Annotated in this window: 15 protein-coding genes; 7 read left to right on the top strand and 8 right to left on the bottom strand. The window is 42.5% G+C overall.

Annotated features, from left to right (window positions below):
- Nucleotides 1-34: 34 nt before the first annotated feature.
- From rfbA to cpxR, 5 genes are all read right to left on the bottom strand, one after another.
- Complete coding sequence (gene rfbA, locus AAC852_RS13500) at nucleotides 35-925, bottom strand: glucose-1-phosphate thymidylyltransferase RfbA (RefSeq protein WP_047682694.1); 891 nt, start codon at nucleotides 923-925, stop codon at nucleotides 35-37.
- Between the two features lie 47 nt (nucleotides 926-972).
- Nucleotides 973-1863 (bottom strand): dTDP-4-dehydrorhamnose reductase, encoded by an 891-nt coding sequence (rfbD, locus tag AAC852_RS13495; RefSeq protein ID WP_340621452.1) that lies wholly within the window; start codon nucleotides 1861-1863, stop codon nucleotides 973-975.
- Nucleotides 1863-2951, bottom strand: a complete 1089-nt coding sequence (rfbB, locus tag AAC852_RS13490; RefSeq protein WP_340621451.1) for a dTDP-glucose 4,6-dehydratase — start codon at nucleotides 2949-2951, stop codon at nucleotides 1863-1865. Before rfbB ends, rfbD begins: the two co-directional genes overlap by 1 nt.
- A 298-nt stretch (nucleotides 2952-3249) precedes the next feature.
- Entirely contained in the window at nucleotides 3250-4620 is a 1371-nt protein-coding gene (gene cpxA, locus AAC852_RS13485) for an envelope stress sensor histidine kinase CpxA (RefSeq protein ID WP_340621450.1), read from the bottom strand.
- Nucleotides 4617-5309, bottom strand: coding sequence for an envelope stress response regulator transcription factor CpxR (cpxR, locus tag AAC852_RS13480; protein WP_047682683.1), 693 nt, complete (start codon nucleotides 5307-5309; stop codon nucleotides 4617-4619). The genes cpxA and cpxR overlap by 4 nt, the downstream gene beginning before the upstream one ends.
- Before the next feature lie 152 nt (nucleotides 5310-5461).
- Between cpxR and AAC852_RS13475 the strand changes: the two genes are divergently transcribed.
- The 5 genes from AAC852_RS13475 (at nucleotide 5462) to AAC852_RS13455 (ending at nucleotide 10540) form a co-directional block, all read left to right on the top strand.
- Nucleotides 5462-5947, top strand: a complete 486-nt coding sequence (locus AAC852_RS13475) for a Spy/CpxP family protein refolding chaperone (protein ID WP_340621449.1) — start codon at nucleotides 5462-5464, stop codon at nucleotides 5945-5947.
- Nucleotides 5948-6308: 361 nt separating this feature from the next.
- On the top strand, nucleotides 6309-6950 hold the full coding sequence (locus tag AAC852_RS13470) for a lysophospholipid acyltransferase family protein (RefSeq protein ID WP_340621448.1): 642 nt from the start codon (nucleotides 6309-6311) through the stop codon (nucleotides 6948-6950).
- Nucleotides 6950-7891 carry a phosphatidate cytidylyltransferase gene (locus AAC852_RS13465; protein WP_422824299.1) on the top strand — a complete coding sequence of 314 codons (942 nt, stop codon included), beginning with the start codon at nucleotides 6950-6952 and terminating at the stop codon, nucleotides 7889-7891. Before AAC852_RS13470 ends, AAC852_RS13465 begins: the two co-directional genes overlap by 1 nt.
- Nucleotides 7892-8310: 419 nt before the next feature.
- Nucleotides 8311-9288, top strand: a complete 978-nt coding sequence (gene pfkA / locus AAC852_RS13460; protein WP_340621481.1) for a 6-phosphofructokinase — start codon at nucleotides 8311-8313, stop codon at nucleotides 9286-9288.
- Between the two features lie 268 nt (nucleotides 9289-9556).
- On the top strand, nucleotides 9557-10540 hold the full coding sequence (locus AAC852_RS13455) for a sulfate ABC transporter substrate-binding protein (RefSeq protein ID WP_340621480.1): 984 nt from the start codon (nucleotides 9557-9559) through the stop codon (nucleotides 10538-10540).
- Nucleotides 10541-10623: 83 nt separating this feature from the next.
- Here AAC852_RS13455 and tpiA read toward each other — a convergent pair whose 3' ends face one another.
- Together tpiA and AAC852_RS13445 are read right to left on the bottom strand one after the other, a co-directional pair.
- Nucleotides 10624-11391, bottom strand: a complete 768-nt coding sequence (gene tpiA, locus AAC852_RS13450; RefSeq protein WP_340621446.1) for a triose-phosphate isomerase — start codon at nucleotides 11389-11391, stop codon at nucleotides 10624-10626.
- A 132-nt stretch (nucleotides 11392-11523) separates the two neighbouring features.
- Nucleotides 11524-12144: a DUF1454 family protein gene (locus AAC852_RS13445; protein ID WP_340621445.1), complete on the bottom strand. Its 621-nt coding sequence runs from the start codon at nucleotides 12142-12144 to the stop codon at nucleotides 11524-11526.
- Nucleotides 12145-12230: 86 nt separating this feature from the next.
- On the opposite strand from AAC852_RS13445, the gene AAC852_RS13440 reads away from it, so the two are divergent.
- A complete protein-coding gene (locus tag AAC852_RS13440; protein ID WP_340621444.1) occupies nucleotides 12231-12677 on the top strand; it encodes a DUF805 domain-containing protein in 447 nt (148 codons plus the stop codon).
- Nucleotides 12678-12800: 123 nt separating this feature from the next.
- Here the strand turns inward: AAC852_RS13440 and fpr are convergent, their stop codons facing one another.
- A complete protein-coding gene (gene fpr, locus AAC852_RS13435) occupies nucleotides 12801-13547 on the bottom strand; it encodes a ferredoxin--NADP(+) reductase (RefSeq protein ID WP_340621443.1) in 747 nt (248 codons plus the stop codon).
- 394 nt (nucleotides 13548-13941) lie between these two features.
- Here fpr and emrD point away from each other — a divergent pair, with 394 nt between their 5' ends.
- Nucleotides 13942-15129, top strand: coding sequence for a multidrug efflux MFS transporter EmrD (gene emrD, locus AAC852_RS13430; RefSeq protein ID WP_340621442.1), 1188 nt, complete (start codon nucleotides 13942-13944; stop codon nucleotides 15127-15129).
- The last annotated feature ends 31 nt before the right edge of the window (nucleotides 15130-15160 follow it).

Below are 15160 nucleotides of genomic sequence, written 5' to 3'. Positions count from 1 at the left end.
CTCTGGATATGAGGATTGAGAAGGGTCTTACCTACTAATTTGATTGCTGATCTCTTTCCACTATTTTTAGCAGATATTGACCATAGTCGTTCTTAGCCAGCGGAGTAGCCAGTTTTTTGAGCTGAGAAGCATTAATAAACTTTTTACGGTAGGCAATTTCTTCAGGACAGGCAACTTTTAGTCCCTGACGTATTTCAATAGTTTGGATAAAATTACTTGCTTCTATCAGGCTTTGATGAGTACCAGTGTCTAGCCAGGCATAACCACGTCCCATCATAGCTACCGATAATTCGTTTTGTTCAAGGTAGAGACGGTTAATATCGGTGATTTCTAGTTCACCTCGTTCGGAAGGAGTGAGACTTTTAGCCATTTCTACCACGCGGTTGTCGTAGAAATAGAGCCCAGTCACTGCATAGTTACTTTTAGGTTTCAGCGGCTTTTCTTCCAGAGAGATGGCTTTTCCTTCTTTATTAAACTCTACTACACCATAACGTTCAGGATCATGTACATGGTATGCAAAAACTGTTGCGCCGTTGGTTTTTTCAGAGGCCTGTTCCAGCTGCTTTTGTAGATCATGACCGTAGAAGATATTATCTCCTAAAACTAGAGCGCAATTGTCTTCACCAATAAATTCTTCAGCAAGGATAAATGCCTGAGCCAAGCCGTCGGGGCTTGGCTGCACTTTGTATTGAAGATTAAGTCCCCATTGATTGCCATTCCCCAGCAATTGTTCAAATCGGGAAGTATCCTGAGGTGTACTGATAATAAGAATGTCCCTAATCCCAGCTAGCATCAATGTGCTTAAGGGATAGTAGATCATAGGCTTATCATAGATAGGCAGTAGTTGCTTACTTACTGACATCGTGACAGGATAAAGACGGGTGCCAGATCCTCCTGCCAGAATAATACCTCGGCGTGTTGTCATATTGTTTAACTTACTATTATAAAATGAAAATATTGCAGTGCTTTAACTTATTGTCCCAGAATTTCGGTTAGCATGCGATCTACTCCTATCTTCCAATCAGGAAGTATTAGATCAAAAGATTGCTGAAATTTGTCGGTATTGAGTCGAGAATTCTGTGGACGTTGTGCTGGGGTAGGGAATGCGGAAGCTGATATTGGCTTAATTTCTTTAATAGCTAGTTTAGCACCAGCTTCTTGTGCCCTTTCAAATATGTATTGAGCATATTTAAACCAGGTGGTCTCACCTGACGCAATTAAATGATAGAGTCCTGCTAATTCTGGCTTTTGCTGCGTTACTCGGATCGCATGGGCTGAGCAATCAGCTAGTAACTCAGCCCCTGTTGGTGCTCCGAATTGGTCATTGATGATAGAAAGAGTTTCTCGTTCTTTGCCTAGTTTTAGCATTGTCTTAGCAAAGTTAGTCCCACGAGCTGCATAAACCCAACTGGTGCGGAAGATAAGATGTTTTTCACAATGAGTTTGTACTGCAATTTCACCGGCTAGCTTAGTCTCTCCATAAACATTGAGGGGAGCAGGAATATCATTTTCATGCCAAGGTTTCTCTCCGCTACCATCAAATACATAGTCAGTGGAGTAATGTACTAACCAAGTTCCTAGTTTTTGAGCTTCTTTGGCAATAGCTTCTACACTGCGAAAATTTAACAGTTCGGCTAGTTCTCGCTCTGATTCTGCCTTATCCACTGCCGTATGTGCAGCTGCGTTTACGATTATATCAGGCTTGAGTGACTGGACAGCTTTTGCAACGCCCTCTGGATTGCTGAAATCACCGCAGTAATCATTCGAAGTGAAGTCAAGTGCTGTAACCTTTCCCAAAGGTGCCAATGCACGTTGCAACTCCCATCCTACCTGTCCATTTTTACCAAATAGTAGTATATGCATTATTGGTTTTCTCCATAATGCTGGCTAACCCAAGACTGGTAAGTACCACTTTTCACGTTTTGGACCCAAGCCTGATTATCTAAATACCACTGGATGGTTTTACGGATACCTTCTTCAAAGGTTTCTTGTGGCAGCCAACCTAAATCATCATTAATTTTACTGGCATCAATAGTATAACGACGGTCATGACCGGGGCGATCGGCTACGTAAGTAATTTGCTCCTGATAGGAACCTTGAGATTTTGGCTGAAGTTGATCAAGGAGTTTACAAATGGTTTGTACTACCTCAAGGTTTTTCTTTTCGTTATGGCCGCCAATATTGTAGGTTTCACCAACTTTTCCCATAGTAACTACTTTGTAGAGAGCTTTGGCGTGGTCTTCAACATACAACCAGTCTCGAATTTGGTCACCTTTACCATAGATAGGCAATGGTTTTCCTTCTAATGCATTCAGGATAACGAGGGGAATTAACTTTTCTGGAAAATGGTAAGGTCCATAATTGTTGGAGCAGTTGGTAACTATTGTTGGTAACCCATAAGTTCTGTGCCACGCTCTAACTAAATGATCGCTGGAGGCTTTCGACGCTGAGTATGGGCTACTTGGAGCGTAGGCTGTATTTTCAGTAAATAAAGGAAGGGAAGAATGTTCTGGAAATTCGTCTGGGTGAGGCAAATCACCATATACTTCATCTGTTGAAATATGGTGAAAAATAAATTTATTTTTTTTGCTTTCGGGTAGTTTTTGCCAGTAATTTCGAGTGGCTTCCAGAAGAGTGTAAGTACCAATAATATTAGTTTCAATAAAATCACTAGGGCCACTGATTGATCGATCAACATGGCTTTCCGCAGCTAAATGCATAATAGCATCGGGCTGATATTGCTCTAATATTTTATCTAATTTGTTTCTATCGCAAATATCAGCTTTTTCAAAAGAATAGCGCGGACTATGATTAATTTCTTTAAGTGATTCTAAATTGCCCGCATAAGTAAGTTTATCAACATTAATAACATTATCATTAGTATTCTTAATAATATGTCGAACTAAGGCAGAACCAATAAAACCTGCCCCACCAGTTGCTAGGATTTTCATTTTTAAATTTTTCGGCTGATTTTAAGATGATGCAGAATTGGAAAGGGAATATATATTTCTATATCTGATTAAAGCTACCGCACTAGGTTACGGCTCCCAGAATGCCTATCATTAATCGCGCATTTTTATCTTATTGATATATAAAAACTTTTATCTAAATATAAATAACTATATGAGTGATTTTCATTAATCCGCGACGAGAGTAGACTCTCAATGTCTTAAGGTCAAGCATAATAGTCTTTTTTTTTAAATTATTACATAGTGTTATTAACTAAATTTCGGTCAGGACGCCATCTACCTACCGCCCATGCAACGGCAGCCAAATCACCAACCGTAGCCCCCCTAAAGGGCTATCTTCTGCTTTAACCCAACCTCGATGCTGTTCTACCGCAGTTTGTACTATCGCTAACCCCAATCCAGTTCCGCCTGATTCTCTATCCCTCGCTTCGTCTGTCCGGTAAAACGGGCGGAAGATATGTTCACGGTCTTCAGGGTTGACCCCAGGGCCATCATCATCAACTGTAATCGTCACGCCATGATTATCAGCTTTAAATGCAACAGCGATATGGCTGCTGGAATAGCGAAGGGCGTTGCGGACGATGTTTTCTAGCGCACTGCCAAGTACTGCCGGGTTGCAGTAAATAGTCCATGAACCAGGGGGAGAAACGATATCCAGCGTTTTGTTCATCTGTTCGACTTCAAATTTGGCATTTTCCAATATGTCATTCCATATCTCACTGGCTTTGACATTTTCACGCAGTAACTCGTTCTTATGTTGGTTGCGGGAAAGTATTAAAAGGTCATTAATCATGCCATCCAGACGCTGAGTTTCTGTTTCAATGCGCTCCAGTTCTTTGCTTTCTCCGTGGCGGCGGCGTAGCAATGCTGTTGCAAGTTGTAAGCGGGTAAGGGGAGTGCGTAATTCGTGCGAAATATCGGATATCAGCCGTTGTTGGGCGGTTACCATTCTTTCTAATGCACTGATCATCTGGTTGAAACTGCTGCCAGCAGCCAGAAATTCTTGTGGGCCTGATTCCAGTTCGGGATGTTGTCTTAGGTTACCTTTTGCCACTTCATCTGCCGCGTTTTTTAACTTACGGGCAGGTTTTGCTAAACTCCATGCCAGCCATAGGAGTAGTGGTGCACTGATTAACATGGTTGCCGCAGGCAGCAGGAAAGGGCGATCAAACATCAAATTAATAAAATCTGATTGTGGGCTGCCTGCCGGCCGAAGCTGGTAGAGATGATAGTAATCTCCACCATCACGTATTGAAAATGGCCCAAGTATTTCTATGCGACCATATTTTTTCTTTTTAGGATGGTCTGTATTGTCAGATTGGCCGAGGAAATTGCGAACAACCTGCATAAAATTTTTCTCATGACCAACGACACGCCCTTCAGCAGTAGCAAGATATAAGAATTGATCTGGTGGTGCCCATTGGGCAATGGCGCGATCTAGCCTGAGCCACCAGAATAGATCATTGGGTGGATAACGAGTTAATTCTTCTCCAATATGTTTGGCTATCTGGTTGCCTTGCTGATATTCACTGTCTAATAGTGGGGTTAATTGCCTTGAGTCCAGTTTGGGCACCATTAGCGCGACCATCAAAACGAGCGCCAGCGTTAGCCAGAAAATGGCAAATATGCGGGCTGTTAGGCTATTGATCATTTCGCTGAAACCATTAAATATCCGCGTCCACGTAACGTTTTAAACCAAGGTAATTCATCAGTACGGTTGGGTAATTTACGACGAAGGTTAGAAATATGCATGTCTATGGCTCTGTCAAAAGGTGTTAGTCGTTTTCCTAATACTTCTTGACTTAAATGTTCACGGGAAACAACTTGCCCCAAATGTTGAGCCAATAAGTAGAGAAGTGTGAATTCTGTTCCAGTTAAATCCAGAATATTGCCATCAAAGCTGGCTTCCTGGCGTCCTGGGTTGAGTTGCAGTTTATCGACTTCGAGCACAGGTGTACCGTTGTCAGCTTGTTGTTCGTTCCAGTTAGAACGACGTAAAATCGCACGTATACGGGCTACCAGTTCACGATCGTTAAAAGGCTTAGGTAAGTAATCATCTGCCCCCAGTTCTAGCCCAAGAACGCGGTCTAAATCGCTTCCTCGAGCCGTTAACATAATAACGGGAGTTTGGTGGTATTGACGTAGTTCCTTCAATGTCTCGATGCCGTTTTTGCGCGGCATCATGATATCCAGTAGTAATAGGTCAATTGACGAATCGATAAATTGTAATGCCTGCTCACCATCATGGGCGATCACTACACTGAATCCTTCCATTTCTAGTAATTCTTTTAATAAAGATGTTAGTTCGCGGTCATCATCAACTAATAATATCTTATGCATTCATTCTTCCTCCAAGAGCAAAATACGATAACAAATTTTGCTATTCCATGACTTTACGTACTTTTACATGCTCTGACGCTAGTTTGCAGCCATAAGGCTATATTACCTGCACTGAATCGAATAGTGCTATTCGATAAAGCGAGGAATTTTAAATGCGTAAAATAGCAACATTAGCTTTAGCGTCAATGTCTGTGTTTGGAACAGCAATGGCCTTAGCTGAAATTGCTGATGCGTATAATGCCTCCGAGGCTGATTCCTCACTGTTTTGTCTGCCATACGACAAGGGTGATTCTGGTTATTACCAACGTAACTATAACTATAGTTGTGTCTTTGGGGGAATTACATTAACTGAACAGCAACGACAGCAGATGTGGGATTTAGTGAAAAAACGGCATCTGCATGAGCAAGTAAGGGCGGATATACAGGCAGAACGTTGGAAGATGTATAATCTTCTGACTGCAAAGAATTTTGATGAAGCTGCGGTAAAAACGCAGCTTGAAAAAGTAGCAAAGCAGAATATTGATCTCAGTGTAGAAATTGCGCGTATTCGTCATCAGATGTATCAATTGCTGACATCGGAGCAAGAACAACAGCTCCGAAAGTGTTATAAGGCGCGAATAATTCGGGAATTGAACTGATTCTGCTATACCTATATGACGTGAAGTAACATCAATAACAATTTTCCTTGCCATAGACACCATCCCTGTCTTTCAGCCCCCTTGAGGGGCATTTTTTTTGTCCTCACATAGGGTATATCATAAGTTGTTTTCCTACTGATAATTTATGAGAAATAGCTTGCGGATTACTGGATTTAATTGAATTTATTAGCTGTTTACACATCATGTATAGGCTATCTGAAGCTTTGTCATATCTGAATAAACCATAGGCCTGTTGTTATCTCAAACAATCTTGATTATCTTACCTTCTTACAAGCTATTAATTAAAAAAATCTTATCACTGTACTCTACATAAAAATAAATAGGGATAGGGATACCCTGTATGAAAAAAACTCATAAAATTAGCTTCCTGTCAAAATGCATGGGGGCGATGTTATCGGGCCTATGTCGTATCTTGACTGGTGTGCGGGTGCGGTGGATAGGCTGTCAGCCTTCGACCAAAAGTCGTATTTATTATGCTAATCACACCAGCCACCTTGACGGATTAGTGATTTGGTCCGGGCTCCCTTCTGCGTTGCGTCATCTGGTTCATCCCGTTGCGGCCCGTGATTATTGGGATAAAACCCGTCTACGTCGTTATCTCATGCATAAGATATTTTGTGCAGTTTTAATCGAGCGCCAAGGAGAGAATACACACAAAGAAGAAGTTCTTGCGCCGTTGACGGGGATTCTGGAGCGAAAAGAATCTTTAATTTTCTTTCCAGAAGGGACTCGCGGAGATGGTGAAAAAATCAATCCATTCAAGAGTGGCCTGTATTATTTGGCTCGTAAGTATCCTGATGCTGAACTCGTTCCGGTTTATCTGGAAAATTTAAATCGCGTTTTACCAAAGGGAAAGATATTGCTGGTGCCAATTATTTGTTCGGCCAGATTCGGTCAACCATTGGATAAATTGGCTGAGAATGAAAGTAAAGCCGCATTCTTGCAACGTGCCCAGTCTGCATTGGAGGAGTTAATGTTATGATGGGAATAGGCCATAATTTAATGCTGTTGTTTGGTGGTATATTTGGTGCATTAATTATTGCTAGCGTGATTGGTGGGGTTTTGTCATTCCGTTATGCGGGAGAAAAGCGTAACGCGACTATTGATAACCTGAATGCCCGCATTCGGGGCTGGTGGATGATGTGTATCATCTGTGTACTGGCTGTGGTTGTTGGGCCTGTCGGGTCAGTTATATTGTTTGCTGTTATGTCTTTTTTTGCCCTGCGCGAATTTATCACTTTAACTCCGACTCGCCGTGGTGACCATGAGGCTTTATTCTGGTGCTTTTTCTGCTTTATACCTGTGCAGTATGTTTTGGTGGGCATGCAGTGGTATGAGTTGTTTTCGATATATATTCCTGTTTACGTATTTCTGTTTTTACCTGCCCGCATTGCTTTGGTTGGTGATACTACTCGTTTTCTGGAACGCACCGCAAAAATTCAGTGGGGTATGTTGGTAACCGTGTTTGCCCTTAGTCATGCGCCCGCTTTATTGATGTTGGATATTCCTGGGTATGAAGGTCAAAATATTGAGTTATTGTTGTTCCTGATGATTGTGGTGCAGATGTCTGATGTTTGGCAGTACGTGTTTGGGAAATTATTTGGTAAGCGTCCCATTGTGCCGAAATTAAGCCCCAAAAAAACGGTTGAAGGGTTTATTGGCGGCATCTTGGCTTCGGTATTGCTCGGTATGTCACTGTATTGGGTGACACCATTTTCTCCGTGGGAAGCCGGACTGATATCATTGGCTATTACACTGATGGGGTTTATCGGCGGGTTATGTATGTCTGCAATTAAGCGTGACAGCGGAGTGAAAGACTTTGGTGAAATTATTGAAGGTCACGGCGGCATGCTGGATAGAATCGATTCTCTTTGTTTCTCTGCTCCTATCTTTTTCCATCTAACACGCTATTTTTATACCTGAAATAGACCATCCTGAATAATCCTAAGGGCTGTCGCCGATAAACATAAATTTTGATTGATGGTTCAGTATTGCTGCATTGGCTGTGACAGTACTGGGCTGTGTATTGTTGATTGAAAAAATTTTTGCGTAATAAGTGTTTCAGTGCCGATATTATTTATTCACTAAGATCCTTGCCTATTGTGCCAGTGGCACGTAAAAATTGTAGGAATTGATGGGAGAATTTATTCATAATCAAAAAATCGTCAAAAAGTAAACAAAATATTAATGCAGACTGAGTATTTTTCCGTATCATGGGCACTGTTGAATCAATTCAGCTAATGAAGTGACAATCAGGTTTGGCAAAATCTGCTGTAAATCTTCCTGTCAGGGAAGGCAGTCAGCAGATTGGCAAATATTACATCTATAAGTCAGAGGTCATCATGATCAACAAGATTAAAAGAATCGGAGTCTTAACGAGTGGCGGAGATGCGCCGGGTATGAACGCCGCTATTCGTGGAGTTGTTCGTGCCGCTTTAACCGAAGGGTTAGAAGTTTATGGTATTTATGATGGCTATCTGGGGTTGTATGAAAACAGGATGAAGAAGCTCGATCGCTTTAGCGTTTCCGATATGATTAATCGTGGTGGAACGTTTTTAGGATCAGCGCGTTTTCCTGAGTTCAGAGATGATAAGGTGCGGGAAATCGCTATTGAAAATATGCGCAAAAGTGAAATTGATGCGCTGGTGGTGATTGGTGGTGATGGCTCTTATCTGGGAGCGAAAAAGCTGACTGAGGCAGGTTTCCCATGTATCGGTCTGCCCGGTACGATCGATAATGATGTGGCGGGAACTGATTATACAATCGGTTATTTTACGGCACTGGAGACGGTTGTTGAAGCGATTGATCGTCTGCGCGATACCTCAACTTCCCACAAACGTATCTCTATTGTTGAGGTAATGGGACGTTATTGTGGTGATCTGACTCTATCCGCAGCGATTGCCGGTGGATGTGAGTTTATTGTCCTGCCTGAACGTGAAATTCCTTTTGATCGTGAAGAACTATTAGCAGAAATTAAAGCTGGTATCCAGAAAGGTAAACGTCATGCCATCGTCGCTATTACTGAACATGTTTGTGATGTAGATGAGCTGGCAAAATATATTGAAACAGAAACACGCCATGAAACTCGTGCAACGGTATTAGGCCATATTCAGCGTGGCGGTGCGCCGGTGGCTTATGACCGCATTCTGGCATCACGCATGGGGGCTTATTCTGTCCAGTTGCTACTGGAAGGTCATGGTGGCCGCTGTGTTGGTATCCAGAATGAGAAACTTATCCATCATGATATTATTGATGCGGTGCAAAATATGCAGCGTTTCTTTAAGAAAGATTGGTTGGAAACAGCGAAAAAACTCTACTGATTCTGTTCTGGTTACTCCTCTTCCCTACTAGTAAGTTCATTTTTCAGATACAGCCATATGATATATATGGCTGTTCTTTTTTGTTCGTCATATTCCTGTTGTGAATAAGTGGAAATTTTAAATTATTTCTGCGTCAGAACGCTTTCTGTCAGTTTTTATGGAGAAAATCATAAATAATTTAGGAGAGCATTTTACGATGGTTACGCAATGGGAGGTTAAGCAATGGAAGATAATGAACTGGAGCACGACAAGGTATTCTGCTCTGATAATGTTATTCTTGGTCATATTGACAGGAGGAAAGGTATGGGCGAAAGATGTGCAACTCTTGAATGTTTCTTATGATCCGACGCGTGAGTTGTATCAACAATATAATCAGGCATTCAGTCAATATTGGCAGCAGAAAACCGGAGAACGGGTAACGATCCGACAATCGCATGGTGGTTCAGGCAAGCAGGCAACTTCAGTGATTAATGGCCTTCAGGCAGATGTCGTAACATTGGCGTTGGCATATGATGTGGATGCGATTGCAGAGCGTGGTAGTATTGCTAAAAACTGGCTCCAGCGTTTACCGGATAATTCCGCGCCTTATACATCAACGATTGTTTTTCTGGTGAGAAAAGGGAATCCCAAACAGATTAAAGATTGGTCAGATTTGATCCGTCCTGATGTTTCTGTTGTAACACCAAATCCCAAAACATCTGGTGGTGCACGTTGGAACTATCTGGCTGCCTGGGGATATAGTTTGGTGCACAACAATCAGGATCAAGCTAAGGCAAAAGCATTTGTGAAGGCGCTGTATAAAAATGTTGAAGTATTGGATTCTGGTGCTCGTGGAGCAACCAATACTTTTGTTGAACGCGGGATCGGCGATGTACTGATTGCATGGGAAAATGAAGCATTGCTGGCGATTAATGCTTTAGATAAGGAAGGTGAAGGAAAATTCGAAATTGTCACTCCAGGCATTTCTATTCTGGCAGAACCAACGGTGGCTATTGTCGATAAAGTCGTTGATAAACGAGGTACACGCGAATTGGCAACCGAATATCTGAAATACCTTTATTCACCGATTGGGCAGGAAATTGCTGCAAAAAATTATTATCGTCCCCGTGATAAAGCCATTGCAGAAAAGTACCGTGCTATTTTCCCTGAGTTGAAATTATTTACAATTGATGAGGTATTTGGTGGCTGGAAAAAAGCACAGAAGGAACACTTTGCTACTGGTGGCATATTTGATGAGATTATTCGGCGCTAATAATGGCTAGAAGAAATAAGAATTAGAAAAATAACCGCGACCAGATAACTTGGTGGCGGTTATTTTGTAACTGATTGGGCATTTTATGCTTTTTTCGCTTCCGCAGCCGCTTTCACGATAACAGCAAAAGCGTCAGCTTTCAGTGATGCACCACCAACCAGAGCGCCGTCGATATCTGGTTGGGTAAACAATTCAGCCGCGTTACCGGCGTTAACAGAGCCACCGTATTGGATGATAACTTGCTCAGCAATGGCTGCATCTTGTTTAGCGATGTGGTCACGAATGAATTTATGGACAGCCTGGGCTTGCGCAGGGGTTGCTGATTTGCCGGTGCCGATTGCCCAAACTGGCTCGTAAGCAATGATTGCACCTTTGAAGGCTTCTGCTCCCAATGTGTTAAGAACAGCATCGATTTGGCGTGCACATACTGCTTCTGTCTGGCCCGCTTCGTTTTCCTGTTCGGTTTCACCAATGCACAGAACCGGGATAAGACCTTGTTCTTTCAGGACAGCAAATTTTTTTGCAATGAACTCATCGCTTTCTTTGTGGTAAGTGCGGCGTTCAGAGTGGCCGATGATAATATATCTTGCGCCCACATCTTTCAGCATTTCTGCCGATGTTTCACCTGTGAATGCACCAGAAAGGTTAACGCCAACATCTTGTGCACCCAGAGCGATACGGCTGCCAGCCAGTGCACTTTTTGCCAGAGAAACATACACAGTTGGTGGTGCGATAGCGACGTCACAGCCGTCAATGTTGCTCAGTTCTTTACGCAGGCCTGCGATCAGGTCGTTAACCATGTGGGTACTGCCATTGAGTTTCCAGTTACCCATAACTAATGGATGTCGCATATTTTTCCCTCCAACCAGAAAATAATTAAATTGCGAACTGAATTAATATTCTTCAATGAATGGCTTCATGTCATTTAAGTGGAAGGCCGACAGTATAAAGATCATCGGCCAGAATAGCTCTGCGCTATGTCACTAATTTTCATTTGCTGGTACGTCAGATAGCGATAGCTTAATCGGTTCAATAGCGAAGGTCATTATATTTTCGCTGCTGTTTACGATGATATAGCGTATTGCTCCCATTTTCTGGCTGTAAAATGACTGCTTTTCTGCCGTCTTAAGGAGTTTCTCCGTTTTCTCTTTAATTTGTTCTGGGGAAAGTGTTGGTTCAAATTGGCCGATCAAGGCAACGATATACTGTTTGGTCAGCAAAAGGTTCTGTTCTTTTTCCAGCTCATTTTGGGAAGGCAGTAAAGTAATTTGCAGGCTTTTAATTTTCTCGCTGCCTCTCTCCAGTACGGCTGAAGAGTAGATTTTTTCGTTGATCTTACTGGCGGCGCGGATAAAAGGCAGTGAGATATCTTTGCTCGCAATCACCTTATATTCATGCAGAATAGTTTCAGGGTGTTTTTTGTTGTATTTTTCCCGGAATGTCGGGATGGTATCTTCAAAAGCTGGGGAATCTGGCAAGAGATACATGAGTTGCGGGTGTATATCTGATGTGACAGAAGGCTCACCCGCAGAAGTTGAGAATGGTAAACCGATGCTAAAAGCGATTAATATTGTCACCAGAAGTTTATTTATGCCTGTTTTCATGTTGTTACTCGCCGAGTGTCAAGCGCAGAAATAAAGTGTAAATAGTAAATAGTAGAAAAACAGCATCTACAATTGGAAAAGAATACATGACATTACAACAATGGGGATTCTCATTCAAAGGTCGCATTGGGCGGCGGGAATTTTGGGTCGGAATCGGTATCTGTTTCGCCCTGATTTTTATGCTCTTGACTCTGCATGGAATGAATGTTCTCCCCATGAATTATGCAGCGGTAAGTTCGGCCTTGATATTGTATCCGACAACAGCAATTTTTTCGAAACGCCTGCATGACCGTAATAAACGTGGTGGATGGACGTTACTGCTGGCATTGGCCTGGGTGTTGCTTTCCCTTGATTGGAGCGCAATGGCACCGATATGGCAATGGGGTATTGGTCGTTTTATTCCGACACTGATTTTTGTCATGATTATGCTGGATTGCGGTGTATTTCGTGGAACAGAAGGGCCAAACCGTTTTGGCAAATCGGCAGAAAGGGTTGATCACATTTCTGCTGATAATTCGATACAAAAACGTTGATTAACTGTATATACCTAATAGATTTATATACTCAGCAGATTCCAAGATACCGCCAGTAAAGCGGTGTCTTGAAAGATGAAGATCATTGAAGAGGGGATAAGAAGTAAAAGTCATGGTTGATCGTTACCAGTATTGTTCGCTGGTAACATGGCCCGGTTTACGGCGCAGGTGTTTTTCCATGCCGCGCTGTTCTTTCAGTAGTTGCCGGGTATCTCTGACCATCTGAGGGTTTCCGCACAGCATCACGTGGCTGTTTTCTGCCTGCATAGATAAACCGACGGCTGCTTCCATTTCACCATTTTCAATGAGTGCCGGGATCCGCCCCATCAATGAATTCTGACATTTTTCCCGACTGACGATAGTTTGGATCCGCAGTTTTCCCTGAAAAGATTTCTCTAATTGCTGCATGAGTGATAAATAACTTAAATCCTGCTCCAGCCTGACGGCATGCACCAGAACGATATTTTCAAATCGTTCCAAATCACTCCCTTGCTGAAGAATGGAAAGGTAAGGCCCGATGGCTGTCCCGGTTGAGAGCATCCACAGGTTTTGACAGTCAGGAATTTCATCAAGGATAAAAAAACCTGCCGCTTGTTCTGTGACCAGTAATTCATCACCTTTCTGCAAGGTCGCAAGTCGCGGACTGAGCTTTCCTTCCGGCACGGTGACTAAATAAAACTCAAGATTATCGTCATTGGGAGAATTAACGTAAGAATAAGCTCGTTGGATGCGCTCCCCTTCAACTTCGAGAGCAAGTTTTGCAAATTGACCAGCAGTGAATTTTTCTATTGGTGCACATAGCTTGATACTGAATAGTGAGTCTGTCCAATTGATTATATCTGTGACTTTTCCTGTAACCCAGTTTGCCATTGCATTTAGCCTCTCTACACGATACTGAGTGAGTAACAATACGGAGTAAATAGATGGGAGTGGATTGGCGCTCCTTTGACGAGATTTTACGCGATTGAGAGAAATAGCCTTATCGATTACGTGTCACAGTCTCATTGACTATATTTTTGCTATTTTTATGGGGTATATGTACATTTTTATTGACATTTGTGGGGAATATGACTGCCATTTTTTCTATGTGTGAAATTGTATACTGCTAAGAAAAAATATAAATTTGACCGGGAAAATTCAATCTAATGAAGTCAGTACGTCAGGTTTGTTTATTAACAACCTGGGGGCTTTGTTATTGCTGTTATTCCTTAAATGAAACTGAGTACACGTGTATTTTGTTTAAATAACATTGTATGTGAATGCGATGAGAAAAATAGTGCATTTCAATTTATTGCTGATGTTAATTGCGTTGGCTGCTGTCGGGCAGATGACCCAGACAATTTATGTTCCAGTGATTGCAGATATGGCGAATTACTTTGGGAAACCTGCGGGTGAAGTACAGCGTGTCATGGCGGCGTACTTATTCTCTTATGGACTCTCACAGCTCTTTTATGGGCCATTATCGGATAAAATTGGCCGTCGTCCCGTTATTTTGACAGGAATGTCAATTTTTCTGGTTGCCACAACTTGTGCACTGTTTTCTTCTAGTTTGTTAGTGCTGGTAATAGCCAGTGTATTTCAAGGCTTGGGCACGGGGGTCGGAGGAGTAATGGTGCGTACTACGCCAAGAGATTTATATACGGGAGCAGAGTTGCGTTATGCCAATAGTCTGTTGAATATGGCGATATTGGTCAGCCCTTTATTAGCACCGATGGTAGGCGGTATCGTAGGTCATTATTTTGGTTGGCGTGCTTGCTATTTGTTTTTATTGCTGTTGGGAGCAATTGTAACTTTGTTTTTATTCCGGCATTTGCCGGAAACCCGCCCGGAGCAAACAAAACAGAGCACGATGCTGATCTCTTTCCACCAATTGTTATCCAATGGAGTTTTTGTTTCTTACCTGATTATGTTGGTAGGTAGTCTGGCGGGTGTGGCTGTTTTTGAGGCTAGCAGTGGGGTTTTGATGGGGGCTGTTTTAGGATTGGACAGTTTAACTGTCAGTATTCTGTTTATTCTGCCGATCCCTGCGGCATTTCTGGGCTCATGGTATGCAGGACGTGAAAACAAAACGTTTTATCAATTAATGTGGAATTCCGTCATCTGTTGTTTGTTAGCAGGAGCGTTGATGTGGTTGCCAGGATGGTTGGGGATTATCAATATCTGGACGCTGTTGATCCCGGCTGCATTGTTCTTTTTTGGCGCTGGTATGCTGTTCCCGCTGGCAACGACGGGTGCTATGGAGCCATTTCCTTATTTGGCTGGTGCAGCAGGGGCACTGGTGGGAGGATTACAGAATATAGGATCTGGCGTGGCTACATGGTTATCGGCGATGTTGCCACAAAATAGCCAGTTCAGCGTTGGTATGCTGATGTTCTTTATGGCTCTGCTTATTTTATTGTGCTGGCTGCCAATTTCTCAGCGGATCCAGCATCAGGAACATACCGTCGGATAAAGACAGGCAATATCGGTAGTAGGCAACAATA

This window comes from Xenorhabdus siamensis, from assembly GCF_037996745.1.
Classification (GTDB): domain Bacteria; phylum Pseudomonadota; class Gammaproteobacteria; order Enterobacterales; family Enterobacteriaceae; genus Xenorhabdus; species Xenorhabdus indica.
Note: the sequence above shows the minus strand (reverse complement) of the source record. Positions and strands in the feature narration are given on the sequence as shown.

Coding starts and splice junctions, on each gene's coding strand:
- rfbA (WP_047682694.1), bottom strand. CDS start 925: ATGACAACACGCCGAGGTATTATTCTGGCAGGAGGATCTGGCACCCGT.
- rfbD (WP_340621452.1), bottom strand. CDS start 1,863: ATGCATATACTACTATTTGGTAAAAATGGACAGGTAGGATGGGAGTTG.
- rfbB (WP_340621451.1), bottom strand. CDS start 2,951: ATGAAAATCCTAGCAACTGGTGGGGCAGGTTTTATTGGTTCTGCCTTA.
- cpxA (WP_340621450.1), bottom strand. CDS start 4,620: ATGATCAATAGCCTAACAGCCCGCATATTTGCCATTTTCTGGCTAACG.
- cpxR (WP_047682683.1), bottom strand. CDS start 5,309: ATGCATAAGATATTATTAGTTGATGATGACCGCGAACTAACATCTTTA.
- AAC852_RS13475 (WP_340621449.1), top strand. CDS start 5,462: ATGCGTAAAATAGCAACATTAGCTTTAGCGTCAATGTCTGTGTTTGGA.
- AAC852_RS13470 (WP_340621448.1), top strand. CDS start 6,309: ATGAAAAAAACTCATAAAATTAGCTTCCTGTCAAAATGCATGGGGGCG.
- AAC852_RS13465 (WP_422824299.1), top strand. CDS start 6,950: ATGGGAATAGGCCATAATTTAATGCTGTTGTTTGGTGGTATATTTGGT.
- pfkA (WP_340621481.1), top strand. CDS start 8,311: ATGATCAACAAGATTAAAAGAATCGGAGTCTTAACGAGTGGCGGAGAT.
- AAC852_RS13455 (WP_340621480.1), top strand. CDS start 9,557: ATGTTATTCTTGGTCATATTGACAGGAGGAAAGGTATGGGCGAAAGAT.
- tpiA (WP_340621446.1), bottom strand. CDS start 11,391: ATGCGACATCCATTAGTTATGGGTAACTGGAAACTCAATGGCAGTACC.
- AAC852_RS13445 (WP_340621445.1), bottom strand. CDS start 12,144: ATGAAAACAGGCATAAATAAACTTCTGGTGACAATATTAATCGCTTTT.
- AAC852_RS13440 (WP_340621444.1), top strand. CDS start 12,231: ATGACATTACAACAATGGGGATTCTCATTCAAAGGTCGCATTGGGCGG.
- fpr (WP_340621443.1), bottom strand. CDS start 13,547: ATGGCAAACTGGGTTACAGGAAAAGTCACAGATATAATCAATTGGACA.
- emrD (WP_340621442.1), top strand. CDS start 13,942: ATGAGAAAAATAGTGCATTTCAATTTATTGCTGATGTTAATTGCGTTG.